This is a genomic window from Aeromonas sp. 600479 (assembly GCF_049175515.1).
Taxonomy (GTDB): domain Bacteria; phylum Pseudomonadota; class Gammaproteobacteria; order Enterobacterales; family Aeromonadaceae; genus Aeromonas; species Aeromonas veronii_A.
Map to the genome: position 1 here is coordinate 40287 of NZ_JAAKVF010000023.1, position 26829 is coordinate 67115.

At 59.7% G+C, this 26829-nt stretch carries 24 protein-coding genes and 1 riboswitch; of the genes, 5 read left to right on the forward strand and 19 right to left on the reverse strand.

Annotation, left to right across the window (positions count from 1 at the left end; translation table 11 throughout):
* Window positions 1-83 precede the first annotated feature (83 nt).
* The 4 genes from ubiD to trxA all read right to left on the reverse strand — a co-directional run bounded on the left by ubiD (window position 84) and on the right by trxA (window position 4487).
* On the reverse strand, window positions 84-1553 hold the full coding sequence (gene ubiD, locus G5149_RS19120; RefSeq protein WP_158114355.1) for a 4-hydroxy-3-polyprenylbenzoate decarboxylase: 1470 nt from the start codon (window positions 1551-1553) through the stop codon (window positions 84-86).
* A 33-nt stretch (window positions 1554-1586) separates the two neighbouring features.
* Entirely contained in the window at window positions 1587-2579 is a 993-nt protein-coding gene (locus G5149_RS19125) for a hypothetical protein (protein WP_421213377.1), read from the reverse strand.
* Between the two features lie 108 nt (window positions 2580-2687).
* Window positions 2688-3953, reverse strand: a complete 1266-nt coding sequence (gene rho, locus G5149_RS19130) for a transcription termination factor Rho (RefSeq protein ID WP_005342418.1) — start codon at window positions 3951-3953, stop codon at window positions 2688-2690.
* A gap of 207 nt (window positions 3954-4160) precedes the next feature.
* Window positions 4161-4487 (reverse strand): thioredoxin TrxA, encoded by a 327-nt coding sequence (gene trxA, locus G5149_RS19135; protein WP_005339416.1) that lies wholly within the window; start codon window positions 4485-4487, stop codon window positions 4161-4163.
* Window positions 4488-4600: 113 nt separating this feature from the next.
* On the opposite strand from trxA, the gene rhlB reads away from it, so the two are divergent.
* Genes rhlB through G5149_RS19150 form a run of 3 tightly spaced genes read left to right on the forward strand, consistent with a single transcriptional unit; the run spans window position 4601 to window position 7677 of the window.
* On the forward strand, window positions 4601-5890 hold the full coding sequence (rhlB, locus tag G5149_RS19140) for an ATP-dependent RNA helicase RhlB (protein WP_005339414.1): 1290 nt from the start codon (window positions 4601-4603) through the stop codon (window positions 5888-5890).
* 11 nt (window positions 5891-5901) lie between these two features.
* Complete coding sequence (gene gppA, locus G5149_RS19145) at window positions 5902-7392, forward strand: guanosine-5'-triphosphate,3'-diphosphate diphosphatase (RefSeq protein WP_421213379.1); 1491 nt, start codon at window positions 5902-5904, stop codon at window positions 7390-7392.
* Between the two features lie 30 nt (window positions 7393-7422).
* A complete protein-coding gene (locus G5149_RS19150) occupies window positions 7423-7677 on the forward strand; it encodes a Rho-binding antiterminator (protein WP_337073713.1) in 255 nt (84 codons plus the stop codon).
* A 70-nt stretch (window positions 7678-7747) separates the two neighbouring features.
* Here G5149_RS19150 and G5149_RS19155 read toward each other — a convergent pair whose 3' ends face one another.
* Complete coding sequence (locus G5149_RS19155) at window positions 7748-8497, reverse strand: class I SAM-dependent methyltransferase (RefSeq protein ID WP_337073712.1); 750 nt, start codon at window positions 8495-8497, stop codon at window positions 7748-7750.
* A gap of 69 nt (window positions 8498-8566) precedes the next feature.
* Here G5149_RS19155 and G5149_RS19160 point away from each other — a divergent pair, with 69 nt between their 5' ends.
* Complete coding sequence (locus G5149_RS19160) at window positions 8567-9307, forward strand: substrate-binding periplasmic protein (RefSeq protein WP_216979822.1); 741 nt, start codon at window positions 8567-8569, stop codon at window positions 9305-9307.
* Between the two features lie 6 nt (window positions 9308-9313).
* Here G5149_RS19160 and G5149_RS19165 read toward each other — a convergent pair whose 3' ends face one another.
* Both G5149_RS19165 and prlC read right to left on the reverse strand, forming a co-directional pair.
* The gene (locus G5149_RS19165; protein WP_421213382.1) at window positions 9314-11860 is read right to left on the reverse strand and encodes a putative bifunctional diguanylate cyclase/phosphodiesterase; all 2547 of its coding nucleotides are present in this window, start codon (window positions 11858-11860) and stop codon (window positions 9314-9316) included.
* 204 nt (window positions 11861-12064) lie between these two features.
* On the reverse strand, window positions 12065-14107 hold the full coding sequence (gene prlC / locus G5149_RS19170) for an oligopeptidase A (RefSeq protein ID WP_421213384.1): 2043 nt from the start codon (window positions 14105-14107) through the stop codon (window positions 12065-12067).
* Window positions 14108-14544: 437 nt separating this feature from the next.
* Window positions 14545-14630: riboswitch (cyclic di-GMP riboswitch) on the forward strand.
* Between the two features lie 55 nt (window positions 14631-14685).
* Here prlC and G5149_RS19175 point away from each other — a divergent pair.
* The gene (locus G5149_RS19175) at window positions 14686-16875 is read left to right on the forward strand and encodes an immunoglobulin-like domain-containing protein (protein ID WP_421213386.1); all 2190 of its coding nucleotides are present in this window, start codon (window positions 14686-14688) and stop codon (window positions 16873-16875) included.
* A gap of 64 nt (window positions 16876-16939) precedes the next feature.
* Here the strand turns inward: G5149_RS19175 and hemB are convergent, their stop codons facing one another.
* From hemB to G5149_RS19235, 12 genes are all read right to left on the reverse strand, one after another.
* The gene (hemB, locus tag G5149_RS19180) at window positions 16940-17956 is read right to left on the reverse strand and encodes a porphobilinogen synthase (protein WP_421213388.1); all 1017 of its coding nucleotides are present in this window, start codon (window positions 17954-17956) and stop codon (window positions 16940-16942) included.
* 3 nt (window positions 17957-17959) lie between these two features.
* Window positions 17960-18745, reverse strand: coding sequence for a TatD family hydrolase (locus G5149_RS19185; RefSeq protein WP_421213390.1), 786 nt, complete (start codon window positions 18743-18745; stop codon window positions 17960-17962).
* A gap of 189 nt (window positions 18746-18934) precedes the next feature.
* On the reverse strand, window positions 18935-19690 hold the full coding sequence (tatC, locus tag G5149_RS19190; protein ID WP_421213391.1) for a twin-arginine translocase subunit TatC: 756 nt from the start codon (window positions 19688-19690) through the stop codon (window positions 18935-18937).
* Window positions 19687-20151 (reverse strand): Sec-independent protein translocase protein TatB, encoded by a 465-nt coding sequence (tatB, locus tag G5149_RS19195; protein WP_005342398.1) that lies wholly within the window; start codon window positions 20149-20151, stop codon window positions 19687-19689. The genes tatC and tatB overlap by 4 nt, the downstream gene beginning before the upstream one ends.
* A 3-nt stretch (window positions 20152-20154) precedes the next feature.
* Window positions 20155-20406, reverse strand: a complete 252-nt coding sequence (gene tatA, locus G5149_RS19200) for a Sec-independent protein translocase subunit TatA (RefSeq protein ID WP_005339385.1) — start codon at window positions 20404-20406, stop codon at window positions 20155-20157.
* Window positions 20407-20448: 42 nt separating this feature from the next.
* On the reverse strand, window positions 20449-22089 hold the full coding sequence (ubiB, locus tag G5149_RS19205; RefSeq protein ID WP_005339383.1) for a ubiquinone biosynthesis regulatory protein kinase UbiB: 1641 nt from the start codon (window positions 22087-22089) through the stop codon (window positions 20449-20451).
* Window positions 22089-22697 carry a ubiquinone biosynthesis accessory factor UbiJ gene (locus G5149_RS19210; RefSeq protein WP_216976482.1) on the reverse strand — a complete coding sequence of 203 codons (609 nt, stop codon included), beginning with the start codon at window positions 22695-22697 and terminating at the stop codon, window positions 22089-22091. The genes ubiB and G5149_RS19210 overlap by 1 nt, the downstream gene beginning before the upstream one ends.
* A gap of 8 nt (window positions 22698-22705) precedes the next feature.
* Window positions 22706-23458 carry a bifunctional demethylmenaquinone methyltransferase/2-methoxy-6-polyprenyl-1,4-benzoquinol methylase UbiE gene (ubiE, locus tag G5149_RS19215; protein WP_005342396.1) on the reverse strand — a complete coding sequence of 251 codons (753 nt, stop codon included), beginning with the start codon at window positions 23456-23458 and terminating at the stop codon, window positions 22706-22708.
* A 65-nt stretch (window positions 23459-23523) separates the two neighbouring features.
* Complete coding sequence (crcB, locus tag G5149_RS19220) at window positions 23524-23901, reverse strand: fluoride efflux transporter CrcB (RefSeq protein WP_005339378.1); 378 nt, start codon at window positions 23899-23901, stop codon at window positions 23524-23526.
* A 95-nt stretch (window positions 23902-23996) separates the two neighbouring features.
* Window positions 23997-25262: a cytosine deaminase gene (locus tag G5149_RS19225; protein WP_216976480.1), complete on the reverse strand. Its 1266-nt coding sequence runs from the start codon at window positions 25260-25262 to the stop codon at window positions 23997-23999.
* On the reverse strand, window positions 25256-26500 hold the full coding sequence (gene codB, locus G5149_RS19230; RefSeq protein ID WP_216976478.1) for a cytosine permease: 1245 nt from the start codon (window positions 26498-26500) through the stop codon (window positions 25256-25258). Before codB ends, G5149_RS19225 begins: the two co-directional genes overlap by 7 nt.
* 126 nt (window positions 26501-26626) lie before the next feature.
* Window positions 26627-26829 (reverse strand): hypothetical protein (locus G5149_RS19235; protein ID WP_421213395.1); only part of this gene is annotated, 203 nt, incomplete at its 5' end.

The following is a 26829-nucleotide window of genomic DNA, read 5'->3' on the forward strand; positions in this document are numbered from 1 at the left end:
CAGCAGCCCTGGCCCCGTCAGTCGAGAATACTCAAATCAGTGCGGATCGCATCACTTTTTGCAGCAAAGCTGTCATGTTTGCCTCATCCGAGGATATTGAGCTCATCCCAGATGGCATCAACCTTCTGCTTCACCGCCTCATCCTGAACTATGGGCTGACCCCACTCCCGATTGGTCTCGCCCGGCCACTTGTTGGTGGCATCCAGCCCCATTTTGGAGCCGAGGCCGGAGACAGGCGAGGCGAAGTCCAGATAGTCGATCGGGGTGTGCTCGATCAAGGTGGTGTCCCGTGCCGGGTCCATCCGGGTGGTGATAGCCCAGATCACATCCTTCCAGTCGCGAGCGTTGACGTCATCGTCACACACCACCACGAACTTGGTGTACATGAACTGGCGCAGGAATGACCAGACTCCCAGCATCACCCGCTTGGCGTGGCCCGGGTAACGCTTCTTGATGGTCACCACCGCCATCCGGTAGGAGCACCCCTCCGGCGGCAGATAGAAGTCCACAATCTCGGGGAACTGCTTCTGCAGCAGTGGCACGAACACCTCGTTCAGCGCCAGACCCAGTACCGCCGGTTCATCGGGCGGACGGCCGGTGTAGGTGCTGTGATAGATGGCATCGCGCCGCTTGGTGATGTGGGTGATGGTAAAGACCGGGAACTCGTCTACCTCGTTGTAGTAGCCGGTGTGGTCGCCATAAGGGCCTTCCGGCGCCATCTCACCCGGCTCAAGATAGCCTTCCAGCACGATCTCGGCGCTGGCGGGCACCTCCAGATCGCAGCTGATGGCCTTGATCACCTCGGTACGGCTGCCGCGCAGCAGACCGGCAAAAGCATATTCGGAGAGGGTATCCGGCACTGGCGTCACGGCACCAAGGATGGTCGCCGGATCGGCGCCAAGCGCTACCACCACCGGGAAGCGCTCGCCCGGATGGGCCTCCTGCCACTCGCGAAAATCGATGGCACCGCCACGATGATCGAGCCAGCGCATGATCAGCTTGTTCTTGCCGATCTTCTGCTGGCGATAGATACCGAGGTTCTGGCGCTTCTTGTAGGGGCCACGGGTGATGGTGAGGCCCCAGGTGACCAGCGGCGCCACATCGCCGGGCCAGCAGTGCTGGATCGGGATCTGGTCGAGATCGACCGCATCTCCCTCCTGCACCACCTGCTGGCAGGGGGCGGAAGAGAGGCGCTTGGTCGGCATGTTGAGCACCTGCTTGAAGATCGGCAGCTTCTCCATCAGCTCCTTGAATCCCTTGGGCGGCTCGGGCTCCTTGAGATAGGAGAGCCAGACCCCGACCTGACGCAGGGCGCCCACATCGGGCTGCCCCATGCCCATGGCAACCCGATCCGGGGTACCGAACAGGTTGGTCAGCACCGGCATGGTGTAGCCTTTGGGATTTTCGAACAGCAGAGCCGGGCCACCCGCACGCAGGGTGCGATCGCTGATCTCGGTCATCTCCAGATAGGGATCTATCTCGCGGGTGATGCGCTTGAGTTGTCCGTTTTGTTCCAGCTGCGCGATGAAATCACGCAAATCCTTGTATTTCATGCAAGTTCCCAACCGGGTTCAGGAGGTCAGGCATTATAACCCTGGCTGCCCATCGGGTGTACCCGAATCGGGCAGCAGACTCGGTGCAATGGGTGGCATGTCACGCTGGCCGAGGCGTCTGGCCAGCGCAGAGAGCAGCTGGGGCTCGTCCACCTCCATCAACAAACCGGCAACCAGCGCCCCGTATTGGCGGTTGGAGAGCTCCGCCAGCAGGTATTTCTGGGCTTGCGGTGGCAAGGGGGAGAGTGCGCTCAGCTGACGCAGTGCGGCCCCCTTCAATCCCTCATTGCCACTGGCGGCAATCAGCAGATCGCTGGCAGCACTGCCGTGATGAAAGCGGCTGATGGTGGAGAGTGCGCGCAGCGCATCCTGATCTGCCGGCCGCCGCCACAGCATGCTATAGAGCGCCGGTTCCCCGGTGCGCTGCAACAGATGGAACAACAGATGATTGTCGGGCAGATAGATATTCTGGCTGGCCAGCACTTGCGCCTCCCGCATCCAGATCGGTTGCGGCAAGCTGTCGAGGGCCAACAACAGGGCTTGCTGCTGCATGGCGAGATCGGGGTTACTGCTGTAGTAGATGGACTTTAGCTGGAAGCTGCCCTGGGCAAGCTGATGCCGATAGCGCTGCATCAGTGATTGCAGCTGCCACTCCCCCAGCAGCTGACGGGCCTGCGCGGCAAAATCATAGACTGGTTGCTGCACCAGAAAACCGTCGACCTGCTGCTCCATGAGCCACTCGGGGGCCTTGTCGGCCTGAGCCTCGACCCACTGTTGCAACGCAGGGGATGCAAGGGTGGTAGCGGGAATATCCCGCAGCAGTTGCAGCAGCAGGAACTCCCGCCGCTCGCGACTCAGGGTCGCCAGCAGAGAGTCGATGGCTGCAAATTGCCCCTCCTTCAGACGGCCCGCCAGATAGCGCTGGTGAGTCTGTAACGTCTCGGCTGTCAGCACGGCTGGAACACTCTGTGCGCAGGCCGGCATTGCACTCAGCAACCCCAGCAATAACCAGAAAACAGGCTTCATGACGTCTCCATCCATGTGACATCGGGATCTCATACTACTAGGGCGACCGGAAAACAGATAAACAAAAACCGCGACCAGGGCCGCGGTTTCGTCATTTTCTGACCGGACTTACTTCTGCTGGCGCCGCATGGCGTCGAAGAACTCGTCGTTGGTCTTGGTCATCGCCAGCTTGTCGATGAGGAACTCGATACCGTCGATCTCGCCCATCGGGTGGACAATCTTGCGCAGGATCCACATCTTCTGCAGCTCGTCACCAGTGGTCAGCAGCTCTTCCTTGCGGGTGCCGGAGCGGGTGATGTCGATAGCCGGGTAGACACGCTTCTCGGCAATCTTGCGCGAGAGGTGCAGTTCCATGTTGCCGGTACCCTTGAACTCTTCGTAGATGACTTCATCCATCTTGGAGCCGGTATCGATCAGCGCGGTGGCGATGATGGTCAGGCTGCCGCCCTCTTCCACATTACGCGCGGCGCCGAAGAAGCGCTTGGGACGGTGCAGGGCGTTGGCGTCCACACCACCGGTCAGTACCTTGCCGGATGACGGGATAACGGTGTTGTAGGCACGGGCCAGGCGGGTGATGGAGTCCAGCAGGATCACCACATCTTTCTTGTGCTCAACCAGACGCTTGGCCTTCTCGATCACCATCTCGGCAACCTGAACGTGGCGGGAAGCCGGCTCGTCAAAGGTGGAAGCGATCACTTCACCTTTTACCATGCGCTGCATCTCGGTCACCTCTTCCGGACGCTCGTCGATCAGCAGAACGATCAGTTCACAGTCCGGGTGGTTGTAGGCGATGCTCTGGGCGATGTTCTGCAGCAGCATGGTCTTACCGGCCTTGGGCGGCGCCACGATCAGGCCACGCTGGCCTTTACCGATGGGGGAAGCCAGGTCCAGTACACGGGCGGTGATATCTTCGGTAGAGCCGTTACCCCGTTCCATACGCAGACGTTCGTTGGCATGCAGGGGGGTAAGGTTTTCAAACAGGATCTTGTTGCGGGAGTTTTCCGGGCGGTCGTAGTTGACCTCATTGACCTTGAGCAGTGCGAAGTAGCGTTCGCCCTCTTTCGGTGGCCGGATCTTGCCGGAGATGGTATCGCCAGTACGCAGGTTGAAGCGGCGGATCTGGCTCGGGGAGACGTAGATATCGTCAGGGCCCGCCAGATAGGAGCCGTCTGCACTGCGCAGGAAGCCGAAACCATCGGTCAGGATTTCCAGCACACCGTCGCCAAAGATATCTTCACCACCCTTGGCGTGTGCCTTGAGGATGGCAAAAATAATATCTTTCTTGTGCGCCCGAGCCAGATTTTCCAACCCCATGGATTCGCCAAGCTTGACCAGCTCGGACACAGGAGTGTTCTTTAATTCAGTCAGATTCATAGTGGTGAAAGTCTGTAAGCAAGGATTGAAATGAGGAGACAGTCTGCTGGATTGATGCTGATCGGATTTGATTTGCCAGGCTGATGTGTGAGCAAAGAGTCAGGCAAAAAGGTTAGCAAACGAGCGATAAATTAGCACCAATCGGGGTGAGCGTCTAGGTGATAAAACAGAAGGAGCGCATTATTGCAATGCGCTCCTCTTCGATTATTACAGGTTGCCGTCCAGGAACTCTTTCAGCTGAGTCTTGGACAGAGCACCGACCTTGGTCGCTGCCACTTCGCCATTCTTGAACAGCAAGAGGGTCGGAATACCACGAATGCCGTACTTCGGCGGAGTATCAGAGTTATGGTCGATGTTCAGTTTGGCTACGGTTACGCGACCTTCGTACTCTTGGGCAACTTCTTCCAGGATCGGGGCAATCATCTTGCACGGACCACACCACTCGGCCCAGAAGTCGACCAGAACGGCGCCATCGGCTTTGATTACATCTGCCTCGAAGCTGGCATCGCTCAGCTGAACAATCTTGTCACTCATCTCCAACTCCAGTCAGTAAATAAGGCTTTATTGACTCGTCAATAAAGGCAATAGTTGCCCTATTTGAAATGATCCTGTTTATTATTGCAAGCCTAACCTGATAACCTACCGCCATGAGCAAAACACACTTAACGACCGACAAATTCGCCCAAATGGGCCTCGAACCCGAAGTTCTGGCTGGTCTGGAATCAAAGGGATTTCACTATTGTACGCCCATCCAGGCACTCTCTCTGCCACTGCTGGTAGAAGGCCATGACCTCGCCGGACAGGCCCAGACCGGCACCGGCAAGACCATCGCCTTCCTGGCCGCCACCTTCAACTATTTGCTGACTCACCCGCTGACCAAGCCCCGTCTGGTTAACCAACCCAGAGCCATCATCATGGCCCCCACCCGGGAACTGGCAGTACAGATCTACAACGATGCCGACAGCATCGCCGCCTCTACCGGCCTGAAACTCGGCCTCGCCTACGGTGGCGAAGGTTACGACAAGCAGCTGGCCGTACTGGAGCAGGGCGTCGATATCCTGATCGGCACCACCGGTCGCATCATCGACTACTTCAAGTCCAAGGTGATCGATCTGAGCAACATTCAGGTCGTGGTACTGGACGAAGCAGATCGCATGTTCGATCTGGGCTTCATCAAGGACATCCGCTTCCTGTTCCGCCGCATGCCGCCCGCGACCGAGCGTCTGAGCATGCTGTTCTCCGCCACCCTCTCACTGCGTGTGCAGGAGTTGGCCTATGAACACATGAACCACCCGGAACATGTGCAGGTAGAGCCGGAGCAGATGACCGGCGTGCGGATCAAGGAGGAGCTGTTCTACCCCTCCAATGAAGACAAGATGTTGCTGCTGCTCTCCCTGATGGAAGAGGAGTGGCCGGAAAAAGCCATCGTCTTCGCCAACACCAAGCATGTCTGTGAAGACGTCCATGCCTGGCTGGAAAACGACGGCCACCGCGTCGGTCTGCTGACCGGTGACGTGCCGCAGAAGAAGCGGATGAAGATCCTCGAGGATTTCACCAAGGGTGCGCTCGATATTCTGGTCGCCACCGACGTTGCCGCCCGCGGTCTGCACATCCCTGACGTGACCCACGTCTTCAACTATGATCTGCCCGACGACGCCGAAGACTATGTACACCGTATCGGTCGTACCGGTCGTGCCGGCAAGAGCGGTCACTCCATCAGCCTGGCCTGTGAAGACTATGCCTTCAACCTGCCGGCCATCGAGGAGTACATCCACCACGCCATTCCGGTCAGCAAGTACGACCGTGAAGCGCTGCTGGATGATGTCACCCCGCCGAAACGGGTATTCCGCAACCGTCAGCCGGTGAACCGCAACATGCGAGATCGTCAGGGCGGTGGCAACAGCAACAACCGTCGTCGTCCGCCGCGCAAGAGCTAAGGACAGGCCCGTTGCACAACTCGCCTCTCTATGCCGCTATCGACCTCGGCTCCAACAGCTTTCATATGCTGGTGGTGCGCGAGGTCGCCGGTGCTCTGCGCACCGTCGCCAAGGTCAAGCGCAAGGTTCGCCTCGCAGCCGGGCTCGATCCGGAATTTCGTCTCAGCCGTGCCGCCATGGAGCGGGGCTGGGACTGTTTGCGTCTCTTCTCCGAACAGTTGCAGGACATTCCGGCCGACAACATCCGGGTGGTGGGCACCGCCACCTTGCGGCTTGCCACCAACGTCGATGAGTTCCTCAGCGAAGCGGAACGGGTTCTCAACCACAGCATCGAGATCATCTCGGGCGAGGAAGAGGCCAAGACTATCTATGAAGGGGTCTCCTGGACCTCTGCCGGGGAAGGCAACCGGCTGGTGATCGACATCGGCGGTGCCAGTACCGAACTGGTGATCGGCGAACATAGCGAGGCAAAACTGCTCAACAGCCTGCACATGGGCTGCGTCACCTGGCTCAACAATCACTTTGGTGATGGCGAGCTCTCTGAAGCCCGTTTCGAACAGGCGATTACTGCCGCCAAGGCGGTGCTGGAGAAGGTGGCGGAAGATTACCGCGCCCTCGGCTGGCGTACCTGCGTCGGCGCTTCCGGCACGGTACAGGCGCTGCAAGAGATCATGCTGGCGCAAGGGAAGAGCGAACGGGTAACCCTGCCGAAGTTGCAGGAGCTGATGGGTCAGGCCATCGCCTGCGGCAAGCTGGACCAGCTGCAACTGGAAGGGCTGGCGGCCGAGCGGCTGACCGTGTTCCCCTCCGGCCTCGCCATCCTCATCGCCATTTTCGAAACTCTCAATATCGAGAGTATGACCCTCGCGGGTGGCGCCCTGCGTGAAGGGCTGATCTATGGCCTGCTGGGCAACAATCACGACTGTGATGCCCGGGATCGCACCGCAGACAGCCTGATCAGCCGCTATCAGCTGGATAAGGAGCATGCCGAGCGGGTGCGTGATACCGCCGTCGAGGCGTTCAACCAGCTGCAACCGGCCTGGCGGCTCTCCAAACGCTACGGTCGCCCGATCCTGCGCTACGCAGCACTGCTGCACGAAATCGGTCTCTGTATCGAGTACAAGAAGGCGCCGCAACACGCCGCCTACATCATCGACAACATCGATATGCCGGGCTTTACCCCTGCGCAGAAGAAGCTGTTGTCGGCCCTGCTGTTCAACCAGCGGGATGAATTCAAGCTGGAGCCACTGGAGAAGCAGGGGGCGGTCACCGCTCGTCAGGCGATCCGGCTGGCCCGCATCCTGCGCATCGCCCTGATCCTCTGCATGCGCCGCACCCAGGGCACGGTACCTAGTTTCACCCTGCAGGCAGAAGAGGAGTCACTGACCCTGACCCTGCCCAAGGGATGGATGGAGGAGCACTACCTGCGCGCCAGCGAGCTACGGCTCGAAATGGAACGTCAGCAGAAGATGGGCTGGCCGACCCGCGTGCAGGAAGCCTGAACCAGTAGTTTACCTGTTTTGGAGCCGATCATGCCGGATTACCAACCTATCAGCTGCGATCTCTACGATTGGCTCGAAATTGCCGCCAGCTGGCAACTGTCGGTGACCCTCACCAGTCGCGACGAGCGCCAATGGGCTGACAAGATCCGCACCATCGAGGCCAGCGAAGGGGTCGAGTATCTGCTGCTGCACAGTGGCGAGCGGCTCAGCCTCGCGGATCTGGCGACCCTGCGCCTGAGCTGGCAAGGGGAAGAGAAGCTGATCCACTTCACGCCAAGCAACTGAACCCAATACGCAAAAGGAGGGCCAACGTCATGTTGGCCCTCCTTTTTGCATCTGCAGCTCACTCCGGCCGTTAACTCGCTGCCAATGCAGCCATCACGTAGACATCGAAGCGGTTGCTCTTGGTCTCGATGGCCATGCTGGGCTTCTGTTCGTTGAGCCAACCCGCATAGTCCGGCCGCTTCACCACTACCCGCTTCTCAGCCATCTTGAGCGCGGCAGGCAACAGGGCATCCGCATCGAGATCCGGTCCCACCAGCGACTGGAATACCCGCATCTCTTTTTTCACCAACGCCGACTTCTGCTTGTGAGGGAACATGGGGTCGAGGTAGATCACCTCGGGCCGCTCCGGCAGCGCCAGCAGATTGTCCACGGCAGGCCCGTGCAGCAGTTGCATCCGCTCGCGCACCCAGGGGCCAATCTCGGGATCTTGCGCCGCCCGTGCCAGCCCGTCCTGCAACAGAGCTGCCACCACAGGGCTGCGCTCGATCAGGGTCACCTTGCAACCGAGGGACGCGAGCACGAAGGCATCGCGTCCCAGACCGGCAGTGGCATCCACCACGGTCGGTGTGGCACCGGCCTTGAGCCCCACTGCCTTGGCGATGGACTGGCCACGACCTCCACCAAATTTGCGGCGATGCGCCACCGTCCCCGCCACGAAATCCACATAGACGGCACCCAGCTTGGGTTCATCCAGCTTGCGCAACTCCAGCCGCTCCGGAGTAAACACCAGAGCAAACAGGGGAAGGTCGATTTGGCCAAGCTGGCTGGCCAGCGCGTCTGCCTGCGCGGCCTTGGCGGGGTCTTCGAGGAGGATTTGCATGGTCTCTGGATGCGTTCTAAGTTCAGTGAAGCGAGTGTACCACAACCCCCTCATATCCCGGAGAATCCCATGCAGCTGCTGATAGCCCTGTTGCTTGCCGCCCAGAGCAGCACCAGTCTCAAGGTATGCGGTGTAGACTGGCCTCCCTTCTCCTACGCCGAACAAGGCAAACTGATGGAAGGGATATCAGTGGAGATCCATCAGGAAGCAACCAGACGCCTCGGTATGACCCTGACCCTGCTCGAACTGCCCTGGGGCCGCTGCGAACAGTATGTCAGCACCCAGCTGGCGGATGGCATTCTCGACAATGCCCCTCTCCCCGGTTGCTATCACTCTGACCTTGCCACAGCCTTCTACCCGCTGGCCGCCTATGTGCGTACCGACAGTCCGTTACAGACCTTCTCGTGGGAGATGGCCAAGGGACTGAAAGTAGGGATGGTCAGGGGCTATGACTATACCGACAAGATCAGGAACTTCACCGGATGGGACCCCATCAAGGCCCATTCAGACAAGCAGTTGCTGCTGTTGCTTGAGAAGAGCCGGGTTGACCTCATCATCCTCGACTACTTCTCGGCCCCCATCCTCTCCAGGGAGCAGGACGTAAAGATCCGCCCCCTCACCCCCTTTATCGACTCGACACCGCTCTACCTCTGTTTTGGCAAGCAGAAAGCAGACCTGTTGCCTGCCTACAACAAGGCATTGCAACAGATGCTGGACGAGGGAGTCCTGGATCGCATCTACCTGCGCTATCTCGGCGAGGATTACCGGACACTGCAAGCAAAGCAGGAACAGATGACATCGAAGGAGTAAGCACACCTAACTGATCTGCAGAAACATCCCCTTGTCATTGAGCTGCAGATATTCGGTGAGATCGTCATAGGCCAGCGGGCGGCTGAGCAGATAACCCTGGGTGAAGGCACATCCCTTCTGGCAGAGGAAATTGAGCTGCTCGCGGGTCTCTACCCCCTCAATCACCACCTGCATACCGAGGTTGTGCACTATGTTGATGATGCCGTCCAGCAGCATCCGATCCTGCTCGTTGAAGGGGATATGGCGCACAAAAGAGCGGTCGATCTTGACCAGATCCACAGGGAAAGAGCGCAGATAGTTGAGGGCAGAGTAGCCGGTACCGAAATCATCGATAGCCAGCTTGCAACCCGCCTCGCGCAGGGCATCGATCCGCACCCGGTGCTGATCACTGCTCTCCATCAGCAGAGATTCTGTGATTTCGATGACGATGTCGGCAGGATCGAGCCCGAAGTGCTGGATCACCTTGAGCCACTCGCTCGCCTCGGGGTCGATAGTCTGGAACTCCATGGTGGAGCGGTTGATCGACATCTGCAGATCAGGGAAGCCGGACTGCTGCAACCGTGCCAGATCCCGGCATGATTGCCACAACACCAGCGCCCCCAGCCCCTGAATCAACCCCGCCTCTTCCGCCAGCGGGATAAACTCGGCTGGCGACACCTGTCCCCACTGGGGGTGATACCAGCGCACCAGCGCCTCCAGCTTGGCGACCCGACCGCTGCGGTTGTCCCAGATCGGCTGGTAGGCCATGGTTAACTGCTCCAGCTTGATCGCCTCCGCCAGATCCTGCTGCATCTGGTGGCGCTGACGCACCTCTTCCCGCATGGAGGAGCAGTAGGTACCGATCAACCGCCCCTGCCGCTTGGCGGCAAACAGCGCTTGTTCGGCGTTGCGCAGCAGCTCGTCACTCTCGCTACCATCGACGGGGCAGAGGGTCATCCCCACGGTTGCCGTAACATAGAGATGCTGGTTGGCCAGCATGAAGGGACGGGTAAAGCTACCAATAACCTGCTTGGCAAACACCTCGGCCTGACGACGGGTGACGATGCCTGTCACCAGAAAGGCGAACTCGTCACCACCGATGCGGGCCACCAGGTCCTCGGTGCGCACCCGGCTCACCAGCCGGTCAGACACCTCCCGCAACAGGGCGTCTCCGGCATGGTGATCCATGCTGTTGTTGACCGCCTTGAAGTTGTTGAGGTCGAGCACCATCAGCGCGAAGCGCTCGCCCCGCTCGCAGAAGCGGCTGAGACAGCGACTGAACAGCCAGCGGTTGGGCAGGCTGGTGAGGTTGTCATAGTTGGCCTGGGCTGCGATCTTCTGCTCGGCCAGCTTGGTTTGAGAAAGATCGCTGAAAATGGCGATGTACTGGCTGATCCTGCCTCCTTCACGCAGGGTGCTAATCATCAGCTGCTGTGGATAGAGCTTGCCATTCTTGCGCTTGTTCCACACCTCACCACGCCATACCCCCACCCGCTCCAGCGCGTGGTACATATCGGCATAGAAGGTCTGATCGTGCAGCCCCGACTTGAGCAGGCTGGGGCGCTGGCCCCGCACCTCGTCGCTGCTATAACCGGTGATCTGCTCGAAGGCCGGGTTGACCGAGATGATGCGGCTATCGGCATCGCATACCAGAATCGCCTCGGAGAGATTGTCATAGACACGGTGAGAGAGTTTGAGCTGCTCCGCATGGCGCTTGAGAGGATCGATATTCTCCAGCAAAACCATCAGGTAGTCAGGTTGCTGCTGCTCGTCACGGATCAGGGTGACGGTTACCCGGCCCCACAGGATCTGACCCCCCTTGCAGAAGTAGCGCTTCTCCCGGGTGAAACTGCTGCGCTCACCACGGCGGATCTCTTCGTAGCAGACGAGGCTGCCCTGCCAATCCTCAGGATGGTTGATGTCGGAGATGGATCGCTGTAGCAACTCGTCGAGGGGATAGCCAAGCATCTGCTCGATGGCCGGGTTGGCCCAGAGGATACGGCCAGCCAGATCCAGTTTGCCGATCCCCACCGGAGCCTGGAACAGCATGCTCTGCAATGCATGGGACGGTTCAGGCATAGGGGGGGGCAGCTGTCGTTGCAGCATCAGCGCCAGCTCACGACCCGCCAACGGAGCCAGCAACCGAAGCAGCCCCATCACCTTGCCCATATTGGCCTGTGGCTGACGGTAAAGCAGAGCGCAGATACCTATGGTCTCGCCATCTGCATTCTTGAGGGCGATCCCGGCATAAGCCTGAGGTTGCCATTCCTGCGCAAGGGGAACGTTGGCAAAGAGCTGGAGCAGACGATCGATAAACCAGGCTTCCCCCTCCTGCCAGGTAATGGCATCGGGAGAGTCAGCAAGTGGCAGCGTCAGGGTATCGGTGTCAAGAGAGGAGGGATAAGCGGTCTGAACCGTCAGGTGGGTAGCATTTGATTCCCTGCTGGCGATCAGGACGACATCAGCCATCACAGCAGCGGCGATTTCACTCACAAAGGTATCGAAATATCCCTGACCGCTCGAGTGAGCCAGACTGGAGATGATTTGACAGACGGAATCGAGTGCTCGCCTCATGGCAAGTGGCTTTCTCTCCTTGAAGGTTAGAACACGACTCTACTGAAGAGCAGTGGACTGTGCAAATATGCAATCAGCAAGATATTAAAAAGCCTTGAAAAAAGGGACCAAAAGGTCCCTTTTTATCGCAGAAATCACGTCTTGATCTCACTATGGCTCAAAAATGTATCTGCTTGAGGCTCTGTGCAGTCGTGGCCATCAGCCTCATGCGGCAATCCCGCTGTGTCGCAGCAGTGCATCCACCTTGGGCTCACGACCACGGAAGGCTCGGAACAGCTCCATCGGCTCCTTCGAGCCCCCCTTCTCCAGAATATTCTTCAGGAAGGATTGGCCGGTGGCCGGGTTGAAGATCCCCTCCTCCTCGAAGCGGGAGAAGGCATCGGCAGAGAGCACCTCGGCCCACTTGTAGCTGTAGTAGCCCGCCGCATAGCCGCCCGCGAAGATGTGGGAGAAGCTGTGCTGGAAGCGGTTAAACGCTGGCGGCGTCATCACGGCCACCTGGCTGCGAACCTCGTCCAGCAGCGCCGGGATTTGTGCCGAATTAGCCGGGTCAAACTCCTGATGGAGGCGGAAGTCGAACAGGGCGAACTCCAGCTGACGCAGCATCTGCATCGCCGCCTGGAAGTTGCGGGCGGTCAGCATCTTCTCCAGCAGATCGGCAGGCAGCGGCTCGCCGGTCTCGTAGTGGCCGGAGATAAAGGCCAGCGCCTCGGACTCCCAGCACCAGTTCTCGAGGAACTGACTCGGCAGCTCCACTGCATCCCAGGCCACGCCGTTGATACCGGCGACACCGGCAACGTCGATACGGGTCAGCATGTGGTGAATGCCGTGGCCAAACTCATGGAACAGGGTGACCACTTCGTTGTGGGTGAACAGCGCCGGTTTGCCATCCACCGGACCATTGAAGTTGCAGGTCAGGTAGGCCACCGGCTTTTGCAGCGAGCCATCCTGACGGTAGCGACGACCCAGACAGACATCCATCCAGGCCCCGCCCTGCTTGTGCTCGCGGGCATAGAGGTCGAGATAGAAGCTACCGCGCAGCTCGTCGTCGGCATCGAAGATGTCGTAGAAGCGCACGTCAGGGTGCCAGGTGTCGATGCCGAGGCGCTCGCGAACCTTCATGCCGAACACCCGCTTGACCACTTCGAACAACCCTTTCACCACCTTGTTGGCAGGGAAATAGGGGCGCAGCTGCTCATCGGAGATGGAGAACTTGTGCTGTTTGAGCTTCTCGGCGTAGTAGGCGAGATCCCAGGCGGCCAGCTCGCTCTGACCATGCTGCTCGGCGGCGAAGGCGCGGATCTCCTCCAGCTCGGCCTTGCCTTGCGGCAGGGATTTGGCCGCCAGATCGGTGAGAAAGCTCACCACCTGTTCGGTCTTGTCCGCCATCTTGGTGGCCAGGGAGAGCTCGGCATAGTTGGCAAAGCCCAGCAACTGAGCCAGTTCGCGGCGCAGGGTGAGCAGCTCGCTCATGATGGCGGAGTTGTCCCACTTGCCCGCATTGGGGCCCTGATCGGAGGCGCGGGTGGTGAAGGCCTCATACATCTCGGCGCGCAGCTCGCGGTTGTCGGCATACATCATCACCGGCAGGTAAGAAGGGATATCCAGAGTGAACAGCCACCCCTCTTTGCCTTTAAGTTCAGCCATCTGACGGGCAGCGGCGCGCACGCTGTCGGGCAAGCCGGCCAGTTCGGCTTCATCGGCCACCAGCTTGTGCCAGCCCTGGGTCGCATCCAGCACGTTGTTGCTGAAGCGGGAGGCCAGCTCGGAGAGGCGGGCCTGAATTTCACCGTAGCGCTGCTGCGCCTCGGCAGGCAGACCGATACCGGAGAGGCGGAAGTCACGCAGGGTATTCTGGATCTCCTTGCGCTGGGCGCCGCTCAGCAGCGGGAAATCATCGCTCTGGGAGAGGGCCAGATAGGCCTGATAGAGCCCTTCATGCTGACCGACATAGGTCTGGAATTCGGAGAGCAGCGGCAGGCAGGCATCATGGGCCTCGCGCAGCGCTTCGCTGTTGAGTACGGAGTTGAGGTGGCTGACCGGTGACCAGATCCGTGACAGACGGTCATTTACCTCTTCCAGCGGGGCAATCAGGCTATCCCAGGTATGGGGATCACGCTGGGCCAGCACATCGCTGATCTTCTGCTTGCAGTCAGCAATCGCCTGAATCACGGCAGGCTGAACCTGCTCCGGCTTGATCTGGCTGAAAGGGGGCAGTGAATCCATTGTCAGCAAAGGGTTATTCATCCCGGTTACCTCTTGTTTGGTCTTGAACAGACCGCTTTAGCAGCTCTGTATGGCTTTCTAACATGTGGCCAAGCCACGCAATAATCAAGCGGGAATCCGCCGCAACCCTGTACTTTTCCAGCCATTGCGACCCGGATCTCTGCAGTTGCCGCAGTTTTGCTATCAACAGCCAGTAACAGAATGAATCTGTGGGCCTTTTTTGGCTCTTACCGCTACTTTCAAGGGGCAAAAAGTCGCCATTTACCGGCGCCACAGCTGCCAGCCAAGTACCGTCATGCTCAATCATGGAAACTGACAAAATGTGGTAGCCGTAACAAATTATCAATATTTTTCAGTCAATTAGAATCAAAACCAACTATTGATTAATTTATTTTCAAGCATCTATCATAGGCAACCTGCCATGCAGGTCACTTGATTCTCTGTGATGCACAGAAATCGGGTGAAAAAGGCAAAGTGACCCGAAAGGGCGCGACGCAAAGCTACCGGTCTAAGGGAGATTTCCTATGACAGCGGGGCTGCCCCCGGGAGCGTTCGGCCAAAGCTGACCGCTCCATTTTGTACTGTATGGAGATATCAAGATGAACAAACTGAAGTTATCCCTGCTGGGCTGTCTGCTCGGCATGGGCGCCCCCATGGCGCAGGCTGCCTCAGCCGGCCAGGCCATGGTCAATCCCCAGTCCGGTGTCGTGGTGGGTTACTGGCACAACTGGTGCGGTGGCGCCGGCTATCAGGGCGGTACTGCCCCCTGCGTCAAGCTCGACCAGGTCAATCCGCAATACAACGTGGTCGATGTCTCCTTCATGAAGGTGTACGGCAGCGATCCCATCCCCACCTTCAAACTCGACCCAGCCACCGGCATGAGCGAGAGCCAGTTTATCGAGCAAATTGCCCTGCTGAACAGCCAGGGCCGCTCCGTGCTGCTGGCGCTGGGCGGCGCCGATGCACACATCGAGCTGCGTACCGGTCAGGAGCAGACCTTCGCCGACGAGATCATCCGTCTGGTGGAGACCTATGGCTTCGACGGTCTGGACATCGATCTGGAGCAGTCCGCCATCACTGCCGCCAACAACCAGACCGTGATCCCGGCGGCCCTGCGGCTGGTCAAGGATCACTACCGCGCCCAGGGGAAAAACTTCCTCATCACCATGGCGCCCGAGTTCCCCTACCTGACCGCCAGCGGTCTCTATACCCCCTATCTGCGGGCGCTGGAAGGCTACTACGACTGGATCAATCCCCAGTTCTACAACCAGGGTGGCGACGGCATCTGGATCGACGGGGTAGGCTGGATCGCCCAGAACAACGATGCCCTGAAAGAAGAGTTCATCTACTACATGGCGGACTCCCTCATCAACGGCAGTCGCGGCTACTACAAGATCCCCCACGACAAGCTGGTATTCGGCATTCCGACCAATATCGATGCGGCCGCCACCGGTTACGTCAAGAATCCGCAGGATCTGTTCGATGCTTTCAACAAGCTGAAGAGCCAGGGTCAGCCCCTGCGCGGCGTGATGACCTGGTCCATCAACTGGGACATGGGTCGCAACGCGGCCGGTCAGGCCTACAACGAAGCCTTCATCAAGAGCTACGGCCCCTTCATCCACGATCAGAACATCACCCCGCCGGACGAGAACGGCAAGCCGGTGTTCAGCGGCCTGAGCGATACCCGCATCAAGCAGGGCTCCGCCTTTGATCCGCTGGCCGGCGTCAGCGCCAGTGACAAGGAAGATGGCGATCTGACTGGTCAGATCCAGGTAGAAGGGAGCGTTGATACCCAGCGCATCGGTCTCTATCCCCTCACCTACAAGGTGAGCGACAGCGACAACCAGACCACCGAGCAGGTTCGCAGCGTCGAGGTCTACAGCATGAAGCCGGTATTCAGCGGCGTCACCGACACCACGCTGGAGCTGGGTACCGCTTTCGATCCGATGGCTGGCGTCAGCGCCCATGATGAAGAAGATGGCGACCTGACCGCCCAAATCAAGGTCAGCGGCAGCGTCGACAGCAGCAAGGTCGGCCGCTACACCCTCACCTATCAGGTAAGCGACAGCGCCGGTCAGCAGGTAACCCAGCAGCGCAACGTGACCGTCAGGGAGCAGGGCGCCGTCTGTGAAAACAGCTGGGATGCCAAGAAGGTCTACGTGGGCGGCGACATCGTCAGCCACAACGGCAAGAACTGGCTGGCAGGCTGGTGGACCCAGAACGAAGAGCCGGGCACCACGGGTGACTGGGGCGTCTGGCGCGTACAGGGCGACAGCGACTGCGGCGGCACAACGCCACCCGCCGAAGGCAGCAGCGACTTCACCGTCAGCGCCATGGCGAGCGAGTACACCATAGTCAACGGTCAGGTCAGCATCCGTTTCAACGTGACGACCGCCAACCCGGTCCAAATCACCGCGACTCTGGAGCAGAGCGGCCACAGCCACGGTACCACCAGCAGCCAGGTGAATGGCACCAGCACCCTGGTACTGCAGGGCAGCAATGTCACCGATGGCAGCTACGACGTTGTGATCACCGGTCTGGCTGACGGCCAGCAGCCGGTGGTGCAGCGCTTCCCGGTTGCGCTGACCGAAGAGAGCAGCGGGGGTGGCGAAGGTGACTACCCGGCCTATGCCCCCAACACCGGCTATCAGGCCGGTGATCGGGTCAGCAATGCCGGTGGCAACTACGAGTGCAAACCCTGGCCCTACAGCGGCTGGTGTGGCGGCTCGAGCAGCCACTATGCGCCGGGTACCGGCACAGCCTGGAGCGATGCCTGGATCCAGTTGTAATCAGCCAGCCATAACAAAGAGGGGGAGCCATCGGCTCCCCCTCTCGTTTATCTATTCAACCCGCTTAGCGGGCATCTTCCTTCAGCCACTGCGCTACGCGCTTGGCGAAGTAGGTGAGGATGCCATCGGCCCCGGCCCGCTTGAAGCAGAGCAGAGACTCCATGATGGTCTCCTTCTCTTTCAGCCAGCCGTTCTGGATCGCCGCCATGTGCATGGCGTACTCGCCGCTGACCTGATAGGCGAAAGTCGGCACGCCGAACTGATCCTTCACCTGACGAACCACGTCCAGATAGGGCATGCCCGGCTTGACCATCACGCTGTCGGCCCCTTCCTGAATATCCAGCGCCACTTCGTGCAGGGCTTCGTTACTGTTGGCCGGATCCATCTGATAGGTGGCCTTGTTGCTCTTGCCGAGGTTGCCGGCAGAGCCAACCGCATCACGGAACGGGCCGTAGTAGCAGGAAGCGTACTTGGCGGAGTAGGCCATGATCTGGGTGTTGATGAAGCCGTTCTCTTCCAGCGCCGCGCGGATGGCACCGATGCGGCCATCCATCATGTCGGACGGCGCGACTATATCGACCCCGGCCTCGGCGTGGGAGAGCGCCTGCTTGATCAGGATCTCGGTGGTGATGTCGTTCAGCACATAGCCTTCGTCATCGATAATGCCGTCCTGCCCGTGGGTGGTGAACGGATCGAGCGCCACGTCGGTGATGACCCCCAGCTCCGGGAAGCGGGCCTTGAGGGCACGCACGGTGCGCTGGGCCAGCCCGTTCGGGTTGTAGGCCTCTTCCGCCATCAGGCTCTTGCTCTCCAGCGGGGTGACCGGGAACAGGGCAATGGCAGGTACGCCCAGCTCTACCAGCTCGGCAGCCTCTTCCAACAGCAGATCGATGGAGAGACGCTCTACCCCCGGCATGGAGGGAACGGCTTCCCGACGGTTCTCCCCCTCCAGCACGAACACCGGATAGATGAGATCGTTGACGGTCAGTACGTTCTCGCGCACCAGACGACGGCTGAAATCATGTTTGCGCAGACGGCGCAGGCGGCGGCTCGGAAAGGCGCCCGGAAGAGTTGTAGCCATGAATCACTCCTGGAGAGGAAGTTGGAAGAACGCGGCGGAGGTGGCCCGGGTATGGGCCAGCAAGGCCTCGGGCGCTTCACCACGACAGGCCGCCACCACCTGGGCGATGTGCGGCAAAAAAGCAGGTTCGTTGCGTTTCGGGCGCGGTTTCAGATCTCGCGGCACCAGATAGGGGGCATCGGTCTCGATCATCAGCCGACCGGCCGGAATACGGGCCACCTGTTCGCGCAGCAGCTGGCCGCGGCGTTCGTCGCAGAGCCAGCCAGTCACCCCTATATGCAGCCCCAGCGCCAGACACTCGTCCAGCTCCTCATCGGAGCCGGTGAAGCAGTGCAGCACGGCTCCCGGCAGCTTCGGCAACCAGGGACGGAGGATCTCGATAAAACGGGCGTGCGCATCGCGGCAGTGGAGAAACACCGGCATCCCAAGCTCGGCGGCCAGTGCCAGCTGGGCGTCGAATACCGCATCCTGCACCGAGCGGGGGGAGAAGTCGCGGTTGTAGTCGAGGCCGCACTCGCCAATAGCCACCACCTGCGGCAGTGCTGCCAGCTCGCGCAAGGCGGGCAGGGTCGCCTCATCGACACTCTTGGCATCGTGAGGGTGTACCCCGGCGGTGGAGAAGCAGTAGCCCGGCCAGCGAGCGGCCAACCCGGCGCTCTCGCGGCTGCCGTCCAGATCGGTACCGGTCAGGATCAGCGCCTCCACTCCGGCGGCACGGGCGCGGGCCACCAGCTCAGGCTGTTCACCGACGAACTGGCTGCTGGTCAGGTTTAAACCGATATCGATCATGGGATGAGACGTTCCGAACAAAAGGAATACATATCAGGTATTTGAAAACCATCTACCGAATGGGGTCTTACCATACGCCTCGAACGGGAGCATGAAAAGAGGAAGGGAGCCTCAGCTCCCCTCGTTCTGCTATTCCTGCGGACTTCGTCATCCTCTTCGCCGTCCGGCAAACAGGTGACGAACAGAGCCTCAGCTCTCCCCATCCTGTTGTTCCTGTTGCTCTTCATCCTCTTTCTTCACGTAGAAGCGGGCGAAGAACAGACCTATCTCCCACAGCGCCCACATCGGGATGGCGAGCAGGGTCTGGGAGAAGACATCAGGCGGCGTCAGCAGCATGCCGACCACAAACACCCCGACGATGACGTAGGGACGTTTCTCCTTCAGGTTTTGCGGTGTGGTCACGCCGGTCCAGCAGAGCAGTATGGTGGCCACCGGAATTTCGAACGCCACCCCGAACGCGAAGAACAGGGTCAGTACAAAGTCCAGATAGCTGGCGATATCGGTAGCCACCGTCACCCCTGCGGGTGCTGTGCTGGTGAAGAAACCGAACACCAGCGGGAACACCACGTAGTAGGCGAACGCCATCCCCGCATAGAACAGCAGGGCACTGGAGACCACCAGCGGCATGATCAGGCGCCGTTCGTGCTGGTACAGACCGGGGGCGATAAAAGCCCAGGCCTGATAGAGCAGATAGGGGATCGCCACGAAGAAGGAGACCACCAGCGTCAGCTTGATCGGCGTCAGGAAGGGGGTCGCCACATCCGTCGCGATCATGCTGGTCCCTTCCGGCAGCTGGCTGAGCAGCGGCTGAGCCACGAAGTCGTAGATGTTGTTGGAGAAGTAGATCAGCGCCAGAAACACCACGAGGATGGCGGTAATGGAGCGCAGCAAGCGGGTTCTCAGCTCAACCAGATGGCTGATAAGGGGTTGTTCGGCCTGACTCATGGCTTCACCTCCCCTTTTACTGCGGAGTCGCTGACCGGCACCGGCTCACTCTCCCGCTGGCTGTTGACCGGCGGCACGTCGTGGCTCAGCTGCACCGCAGGCTCCACCGGCGTGGCAGGCTCAGCCTGGGCGACCGGCTCGGGGCGCGGCGGACGGATCTCGTTCTCCACCTGATAGGGGCGATTGACCGACTGGGCCGCCGCTTTGAGCTGTTCGATGGACTCCTGCAGCTCGGGGCTCAGGTTGCTCATCTGCAACTGTTCGGCCTTCTTGAGGTCGTTATGCAGCTCTTGCAACTTGAGCTCCTGCTCCAGCTCGGACTTGACCGAGTTCGCGGTCGAACGAATGAGGCGGATCCAGTGGGTAGCCGTGCGGATGGCAACCGGCAGCCGCTCGGGCCCCAGTACCACCAGTGCTACCACACCGATAACGACCAGCTCCCAAAAACCGATATCGAACATGGCTTAGGCCTGGTCTTTGTCTTTCTGTTTGGCGGTCTCACTGCTCTGAGTGGCCGCTTCGTTCAGCTGTTTCGGGGGAAACTCGGCATCTTTCTGCTCGGCCTTGGCATCAGCCGGCTCGTCGGAGAGGGCTTTCTTGAACCCTTTGACCGCCGCGCCCAGATCACCGCCAATGCCGCGCAGTTTCTTGGTACCGAACAGCAGCACGACGATGACTGCAATGATCAACAATTGCCAAATACTGATACCACCCATGATTTTCTCTCCAGAACAGGCGCCTGACGGCGCGGTTGTTGATTAATGGGAACGGGTTCGCAACCAGCCGACCAGCCAGCAGAGGGCTGCACCGGCGAGACTGGCTTGTCCCCACTCAATGTGTTGTTTTTGGGTCAGCAAGAATACACCCGCCAATAGCAGGCTGGCTCCAACCCCTAAGAGGTAGCGGGCCTGCCCCTGCCGACGGCTGTGACGGCGGAACTCGGCAAACATCTGGTCGAAATGACGCTGCTGATGACGGGTCTGGCGCAGAGTCTCATAGACCAGCTCCGGCAGCTCCGGCAGCTTCTCCGCCCAGAATGGCGCCTTCTCCTTGATGGCGTTCAATACCGACTTGGGCCCCACCTGTTCGTGCATCCAGTTCTCGAGGAACGGCTTGGCGGTCTGCCACAAATCGAGCTGCGGGTAGAGCTGACGCCCCAACCCTTCCACATAGAGCAGGGTCTTTTGCAGCAGCACCAGCTGCGGCTGCACCGTCATATGGAAGCGACGAGCGGTGTTGAACAGGTTGAGCAGCACGTGACCGAACGAAATTTCGGAGAGCGGCTTCTCGAAGATGGGCTCCAGCACGGTGCGGATGGCGAACTCGAACTCGTCCACCTTGGTGTCTGCCGGTACCCAGCCCGACTCCACGTGCAGCTCCGCCACCCGGCGATAGTCGCGGTTGAAGAAGGCGAGGAAGTTCTCCGCCAGATAGCGTTTGTCTTCCCGATTGAGGGTGCCGACGATGCCGCAGTCGATGCCGATCCAGAGCGGGTTTTCCGGGTGCTCATAGGAGACGAAGATGTTGCCCGGGTGCATGTCGGCGTGGAAGAAGCTGTCGCGGAACACCTGAGTGAAGAACACCTCTACCCCGCGCTCGGCCAGCAACTTCATGTTGGTGCCATTGGCTTCCAGCGCCGGTATATCGGAGACCGGAATACCGTAGATGCGCTCCATCACCAGCACCTGCTCGCGGCAGAGGTCGGTAATGATTTCAGGCACATAGAGCGCCTCGGAGCCGGTGAAATTGCGCCGTAGCTGGATGGCGTTGGCCGCTTCGCGCATCAAATTCAGCTCGTCGAGGATGGTCTTGCGATACTCCTCCACCACCTCGATGGGGCGCAGCCGCGCGCTCTGGGGCACGAAGCGGGCCACCAGACGGGCCAGCGCCTGCATCAGTCTCAGGTCGGCCTCGATGACAGGCTCGATGTCGGGACGGATCACCTTGATGACGATCTCGCGGCCACTCTCCTTCAAGCGGGCGGTATGCACCTGCGCGATGGAAGCCGACGCCAGCGGCGTCTCGTCGAAGTCGTCAAACAGGGTTTCGATGGGACAACCCAGGCTCAGCTCGATCTGCTGGCGCGCCGCCTGACCACAGAAGGGGGGCACCCTGTCCTGCAGCAGGGCCAGCTCTTCGGCGATATCTGGCGGCAACAGGTCGCGGCGGGTCGAGAGCATCTGGCCAAACTTGATGAAGATGGGACCAAGTGCCTCGAAGGCGAGGCGGATACGGGCACCGCGGCTGAGATCCGGTTGCTTGTTCTTGAGCCAGAACAGGGAGCGACGGGCCAGACGACCCGGCCAAGGTTGATAGCGGGCGGGCACCAGTTCGTCGATGCCCTGCTCCAGCAGGATGGTGATGATGCGATAGAGGCGTTTGAACTCCTTCGGGGTCATCAGGTCACCTGCTGTTCGAAGCGGGCCAGCCGCAGTTCGACGGCCTTGAGCTGCTGGGCCAGCACCTCGACGTCATCGTTGAAACTCGCCACTTCCAGCGGGCCGGGGGCGAGGCGGGCCTCTTCGGTCAGATATTCCGCCAGCTGGCTGCGGGTGCGGCACAGCTCGCGACCGGCCAGGCGACGCGCCTGACGGGCACCGCTGAACAGGGTGTGGGCCAGCACGTCGCCGGTATAGCGCGACAGCTCCTCTTCCCAGTCGATATCCAGCTCACCCAGCAGCACGCTGAATGCCTGTACCAGCTGGGGATCACCGCTCAGATCCAGCTTCTCCTCGCGGATATAGCGGGTCAGGGCGGACGGGTCTTTCAGCAGACCGAGGGCGGTCAGGGAGAGGCTAAGCACCGCATCGGCCTCCCCTTCATGCTGGGCCAGCACATCCAGCCGACGCTCGGAGAAAACAAACCAGAGCGGCTTGAGTTCACGCAGCTCCAGCTTGAGCACCTTGCCCACCAGTTTGCGCAGCCGCTCCGGGCTCTGTTTGTCCAGCGCCAGCAACTGGTTGAGGCTGGTTTCGATCACCGCGGTGACCATGGCATCCATCGGCATAGGCAACCTTAAAACTTGTAACCGCGGTGCAGGGCGACCACACCCTGAGTCAGATTGAAGTACTCCACCTGCTCGAAACCGACATTTTCCATCATGCCGGCCAGGGTCTGCTGATCCGGGTGCATGCGGATGGACTCTGCCAGATATTTGTAGCTTTCACTGTCGTTCGCGACGATTTCGCCCATTTTCGGCAGCAGTTTAAAGGAGTAGAGGTCATAGAGCTTGGCGATCACTTCGCTGACCGGCTTGGAGAACTCCAGCACCAGCAGACGGCCACCCGGCTTGAGCACCCGGAACATGGAGGCGAGCGCCTTGTCCTTGTCGGTGACGTTGCGCAGACCGAAGCCGATGGTAATCACGTCGAAGTGGTTATCGGGGAAAGGGAGCGCCTCGGCATTGGCCTGCACGTAGGAGACGTTGTTGGCGACCCCCAGATTGCGCAGCTTGTCGCGGCCCACTTTCAGCATGGAGTCGTTGATATCCGCCAGCACCACCTGACCGGTCTCGCCGACGATGCGGGAGAACTTGGCGGTCAAGTCACCGGTACCACCGGCCAGATCCAGCACCTTCTGGCCCTTGCGCACACCGGAACAGTCGATGGTGAAGCGCTTCCACAGGCGGTGGATGCCGAACGACATCAGATCGTTCATCAGATCATACTTGGCTGCCACCGAATGGAAGACACCTGCTACCAGAGTTTCCTTCTCGGTCGCGGCCACGGTTTTAAAGCCAAAATGCGTTGTCGTTGCTTGTTCTGACATCCCTCAAACACCCATAGAGCAAAGAATGGCCGCCAGTTTACCAGAGCCACTGGCGTCCGGACACCTTAAACCCGGCTCGCAACCAACTGCATGCCCAGCACCACCATGGCCAGACAGAGGAAGAGATTGAGACCGATATTGAGCAGCGCTTTCAGATAGGCCCCATGTTGAGCCAGCACCACCGTATCGAGGGCAAAGGAAGAAAACGTGGTCAGGGCACCGAGGATCCCCACCATCAGCAGCGGCTTCATCGGGTGTTCTACCACATGACCATGACTGATGAGGGCGAACGCCACCCCCATGATGAAAGAGCCCACCACGTTGACCACCAGAGTCCCGTAAGGAAAGTGGCGCCCCAGCAGCAAGGCCATCAGTTCGGCAATCCCAAAACGAAGGCAGGCGCCGATGGCGCCCCCTGCAGCAACATAGAACCAGGTTTGCATGGTGTCACTCCCTCAGGGTCAGACCGCCATTATGTCGCAATGGCGGCCCTTGTGCCCAGAGGCGGAACTAATCGACATCCAGCCTGATTGAAATCTCAGCGGCGAAAATCGATGGGCTCGGGCTGACCCAGCACGATTTCGGTCTGGGCCGGGCGGGTCTGGGCAATCACCTTGCCGTGGCGGACCGAGTAACGCACCGGCACCTGACGGCGCACCGCATCGAAGCCGTTGTCGGCGGGCAGGACCAACAGGTTGGCCGGTTTGCCCACTTCGATACCATAGCGATCCTGCACATTCAGGGTGCGGGCGCTGTGGCTGCTGATCAGCTTCAGACCGTCGTTGATCTGCTCGTAACCCATGATCTGGCAGACATGCAGCCCCATGTGTAGCACCTGCAACATGTTGGCGGTGCCCATGGGATACCAGGGGTCGAACACGTCGTCGTGACCGAAACAGACGTTGATGTTCGCCTCCAGCATCTCCTTCACCCGGGTAATACCGCGACGTTTGGGATAGGTATCGAACCGCCCCTGCAGGTGAATGTTCACCAGCGGATTGGCCACGAAGTTGATATCCGCCATCTTGAGCAGACGGAACAGGCGGGAAGCATAAGCGCCGTTGTAGGAGTGCATGGCGGTAGTGTGGCTGGCGGTGACTCTATGGCCGATACCGCGCTCGTAGGCCAGGGTCGCCAGCGTCTCGATAAAGCGGGACTGCTCGTCATCGATCTCGTCGCAGTGCACATCGACCAGAACCTGATACTTCTCGGCAAGATCGAAGATGTAGTGCAGACTTTCGACCCCATATTCCCGAGTGAACTCGAAATGGGGAATAGCACCGATCACATCGGCCCCCAGCTTGAGCGCCTCCTCCAGCAGTGCCTTACCGTTGGGATAGGAGAGGATCCCCTCCTGCGGGAAGGCGACGATCTGCAGCTCGACCCACTCCTTCATCTCCTCCCGCACCTCCAGCATCGCCTTGAGCGCCACCAGATTGGGATCGGAGACATCGACGTGAGTACGGACGAACTGGATGCCGTTGGCGATCTGCCACTTCAGCGTCTGGATGGCACGCTGTTTCACATCCTCATGGGTCAGCAGCGCCTTGCGCTCGGCCCAGCGCTCGATCCCCTCGAACAGGGTGCCGGAGAGGTTCCAGCTCGGCTCGCCCGCTGTCTGGGTGGTATCGAGGTGAATGTGGGGTTCGATCAAGGGAGCGATCGCCAGACCGCCCTCCCCGTCCAGCACCCGACCGGCGACGGCATGTTCGTCATGGGGTTCGATGGCTGTGATGACCCCATCCTGACAGCGGATCTGCCACAACCCTGCCCGATCGGCCAAACGAATATGTTGAATCAGCATTTGTTAACTTCCTGTACCAGAACCGGCCGCTGGGTGAGGCGAACCAGAATGAAATAGGTGAAGGCGGCGCCCAATACCGCGTTGAGTGGCACTATGCCCGGCAGCCACTTGCCGACAGCTACCCCGACTGCCGTGGCGACCAGCGCCTGCCAGCGCACCGTCTCGAACTGCTGCTCGGCAAACTGACGGTAACGCTCACGATTGAGCAGGAAATCCATGATGATAATGCCACCGATCGGCGGAATTGCCGTACTCAAAAAGGCCAGCCAGCCGACAAAGTTGTTGTAAAGCCAGAGGGCACAAGCCGTACCGATGAGGCCGTTGATCACGCTGAGCGGCTTGCTCTTGAGACCGGTAATGTTGGCAAAACCGAGGCCGGAGGCGTAGAGAGCGTTGTCGTTGGTGGTCCAGATATTGAGGCCGAGCACCAGAATGGCGGGGATTAGCAGCCCCTGCATCAGCATCACTTCCGAGATATCGGCCTGCCCGGTCACGGCCGCGCCGGCTGCACCGAAGACGAACATCAGAGTGTTGCCCAAAAAAAACGCCACCATGGTAATCATGACGGCGCCCCAGGGTTTGCGACCAAAGCGAACAAAGTCGGCAGTCAGGGTTCCTGCACTAATGAAGGAACCGACCACCATGGTCAGCGCCGTGGTGAACTCGATGGGATTGCTTGGTTGCACCTGCTGCAACGCAGCCATGCCACCGGTCGAGGTCACCGCCAGCCAGACCGAGTAGCCGCCAAGCAGTGCAATGGCCGGTACTGCCACAAAGCTCAGCACCATCAGAGCTGAAATACCGAAGTAGACGGTCACCGTCATCAACATGCCCGAAATGGCGATCAGCCAGTTCACATCGATGCCGGTCGCCTTCTGCACCGGCAGGGCAAACATCGCCACGCCAACGCCAAACCAGCCGACCTGAGTGCCACCCAGCAGCAGGGATGGCAGCCAGGAACCTTTCACCCCAAACGAGTAGCGCGCCAACAGATGGGTAGAGAGGCCGGTTGAGGCACCGATATAACCGAGACAAGCGGTGTAGATACCCAGCAACAAGTTGCCGATAAGTACCGCCTTGATGAAGTCATCGAACACCAGCCCGGTGCCCAGCGCACCACCGGTCCACATGCTGGCAGAGAAGAAGGTCAGGCCTAGCATCACCAGCATCAGCGACAGCACACCTTTGCGCCCTTTGGCGGGTACCGCCCCCAAACAGTATTCGTTATCCTGCGCCATGCTCTCTCTCCACGTAATAGGCAAAACGCGCCGGATTTTACATGTAAAACGTTTTACGTCAATCAAACATGGTTAAATATCTGGATAAAACCATCAATAGCAGTCACATGAGTAACACACCGGGACTCAAATCAGCAGAAAGACGATACAGGCTAAAAACAGAGGAAAGTATTGGCAGTAAGGAATATTAGGGAATTTTTTAGAACGTGGCGGATGCAAAAAAGCCTCCCTTTTCAGGGAGGCTTTCTCTTTAATGGTGCTGATACCCAGAATCGAACTGGGGACCTCATCCTTACCAAGGATGCGCTCTACCGACTGAGCCATATCAG

Excerpts from the sequence above, each read along its gene's own strand:
- ubiD (WP_158114355.1), bottom strand. The coding sequence starts at position 1,553 with ATGAAATACAAGGATTTGCGTGATTTCATCGCGCAGCTGGAACAAAAC.
- G5149_RS19125 (WP_421213377.1), bottom strand. The coding sequence starts at position 2,579 with ATGAAGCCTGTTTTCTGGTTATTGCTGGGGTTGCTGAGTGCAATGCCG.
- rho (WP_005342418.1), bottom strand. The coding sequence starts at position 3,953 with ATGAATCTGACTGAATTAAAGAACACTCCTGTGTCCGAGCTGGTCAAG.
- trxA (WP_005339416.1), bottom strand. The coding sequence starts at position 4,487 with ATGAGTGACAAGATTGTTCAGCTGAGCGATGCCAGCTTCGAGGCAGAT.
- rhlB (WP_005339414.1), top strand. The coding sequence starts at position 4,601 with ATGAGCAAAACACACTTAACGACCGACAAATTCGCCCAAATGGGCCTC.
- G5149_RS19150 (WP_337073713.1), top strand. The coding sequence starts at position 7,423 with ATGCCGGATTACCAACCTATCAGCTGCGATCTCTACGATTGGCTCGAA.
- G5149_RS19155 (WP_337073712.1), bottom strand. The coding sequence starts at position 8,497 with ATGCAAATCCTCCTCGAAGACCCCGCCAAGGCCGCGCAGGCAGACGCG.
- G5149_RS19160 (WP_216979822.1), top strand. The coding sequence starts at position 8,567 with ATGCAGCTGCTGATAGCCCTGTTGCTTGCCGCCCAGAGCAGCACCAGT.
- G5149_RS19165 (WP_421213382.1), bottom strand. The coding sequence starts at position 11,860 with ATGAGGCGAGCACTCGATTCCGTCTGTCAAATCATCTCCAGTCTGGCT.
- prlC (WP_421213384.1), bottom strand. The coding sequence starts at position 14,107 with ATGAATAACCCTTTGCTGACAATGGATTCACTGCCCCCTTTCAGCCAG.
- G5149_RS19175 (WP_421213386.1), top strand. The coding sequence starts at position 14,686 with ATGAACAAACTGAAGTTATCCCTGCTGGGCTGTCTGCTCGGCATGGGC.
- hemB (WP_421213388.1), bottom strand. The coding sequence starts at position 17,956 with ATGGCTACAACTCTTCCGGGCGCCTTTCCGAGCCGCCGCCTGCGCCGT.
- G5149_RS19185 (WP_421213390.1), bottom strand. The coding sequence starts at position 18,745 with ATGATCGATATCGGTTTAAACCTGACCAGCAGCCAGTTCGTCGGTGAA.
- tatC (WP_421213391.1), bottom strand. The coding sequence starts at position 19,690 with ATGAGTCAGGCCGAACAACCCCTTATCAGCCATCTGGTTGAGCTGAGA.
- tatB (WP_005342398.1), bottom strand. The coding sequence starts at position 20,151 with ATGTTCGATATCGGTTTTTGGGAGCTGGTCGTTATCGGTGTGGTAGCA.
- tatA (WP_005339385.1), bottom strand. The coding sequence starts at position 20,406 with ATGGGTGGTATCAGTATTTGGCAATTGTTGATCATTGCAGTCATCGTC.
- ubiB (WP_005339383.1), bottom strand. The coding sequence starts at position 22,089 with ATGACCCCGAAGGAGTTCAAACGCCTCTATCGCATCATCACCATCCTG.
- G5149_RS19210 (WP_216976482.1), bottom strand. The coding sequence starts at position 22,697 with ATGCCGATGGATGCCATGGTCACCGCGGTGATCGAAACCAGCCTCAAC.
- ubiE (WP_005342396.1), bottom strand. The coding sequence starts at position 23,458 with ATGTCAGAACAAGCAACGACAACGCATTTTGGCTTTAAAACCGTGGCC.
- crcB (WP_005339378.1), bottom strand. The coding sequence starts at position 23,901 with ATGCAAACCTGGTTCTATGTTGCTGCAGGGGGCGCCATCGGCGCCTGC.
- G5149_RS19225 (WP_216976480.1), bottom strand. The coding sequence starts at position 25,262 with ATGCTGATTCAACATATTCGTTTGGCCGATCGGGCAGGGTTGTGGCAG.
- codB (WP_216976478.1), bottom strand. The coding sequence starts at position 26,500 with ATGGCGCAGGATAACGAATACTGTTTGGGGGCGGTACCCGCCAAAGGG.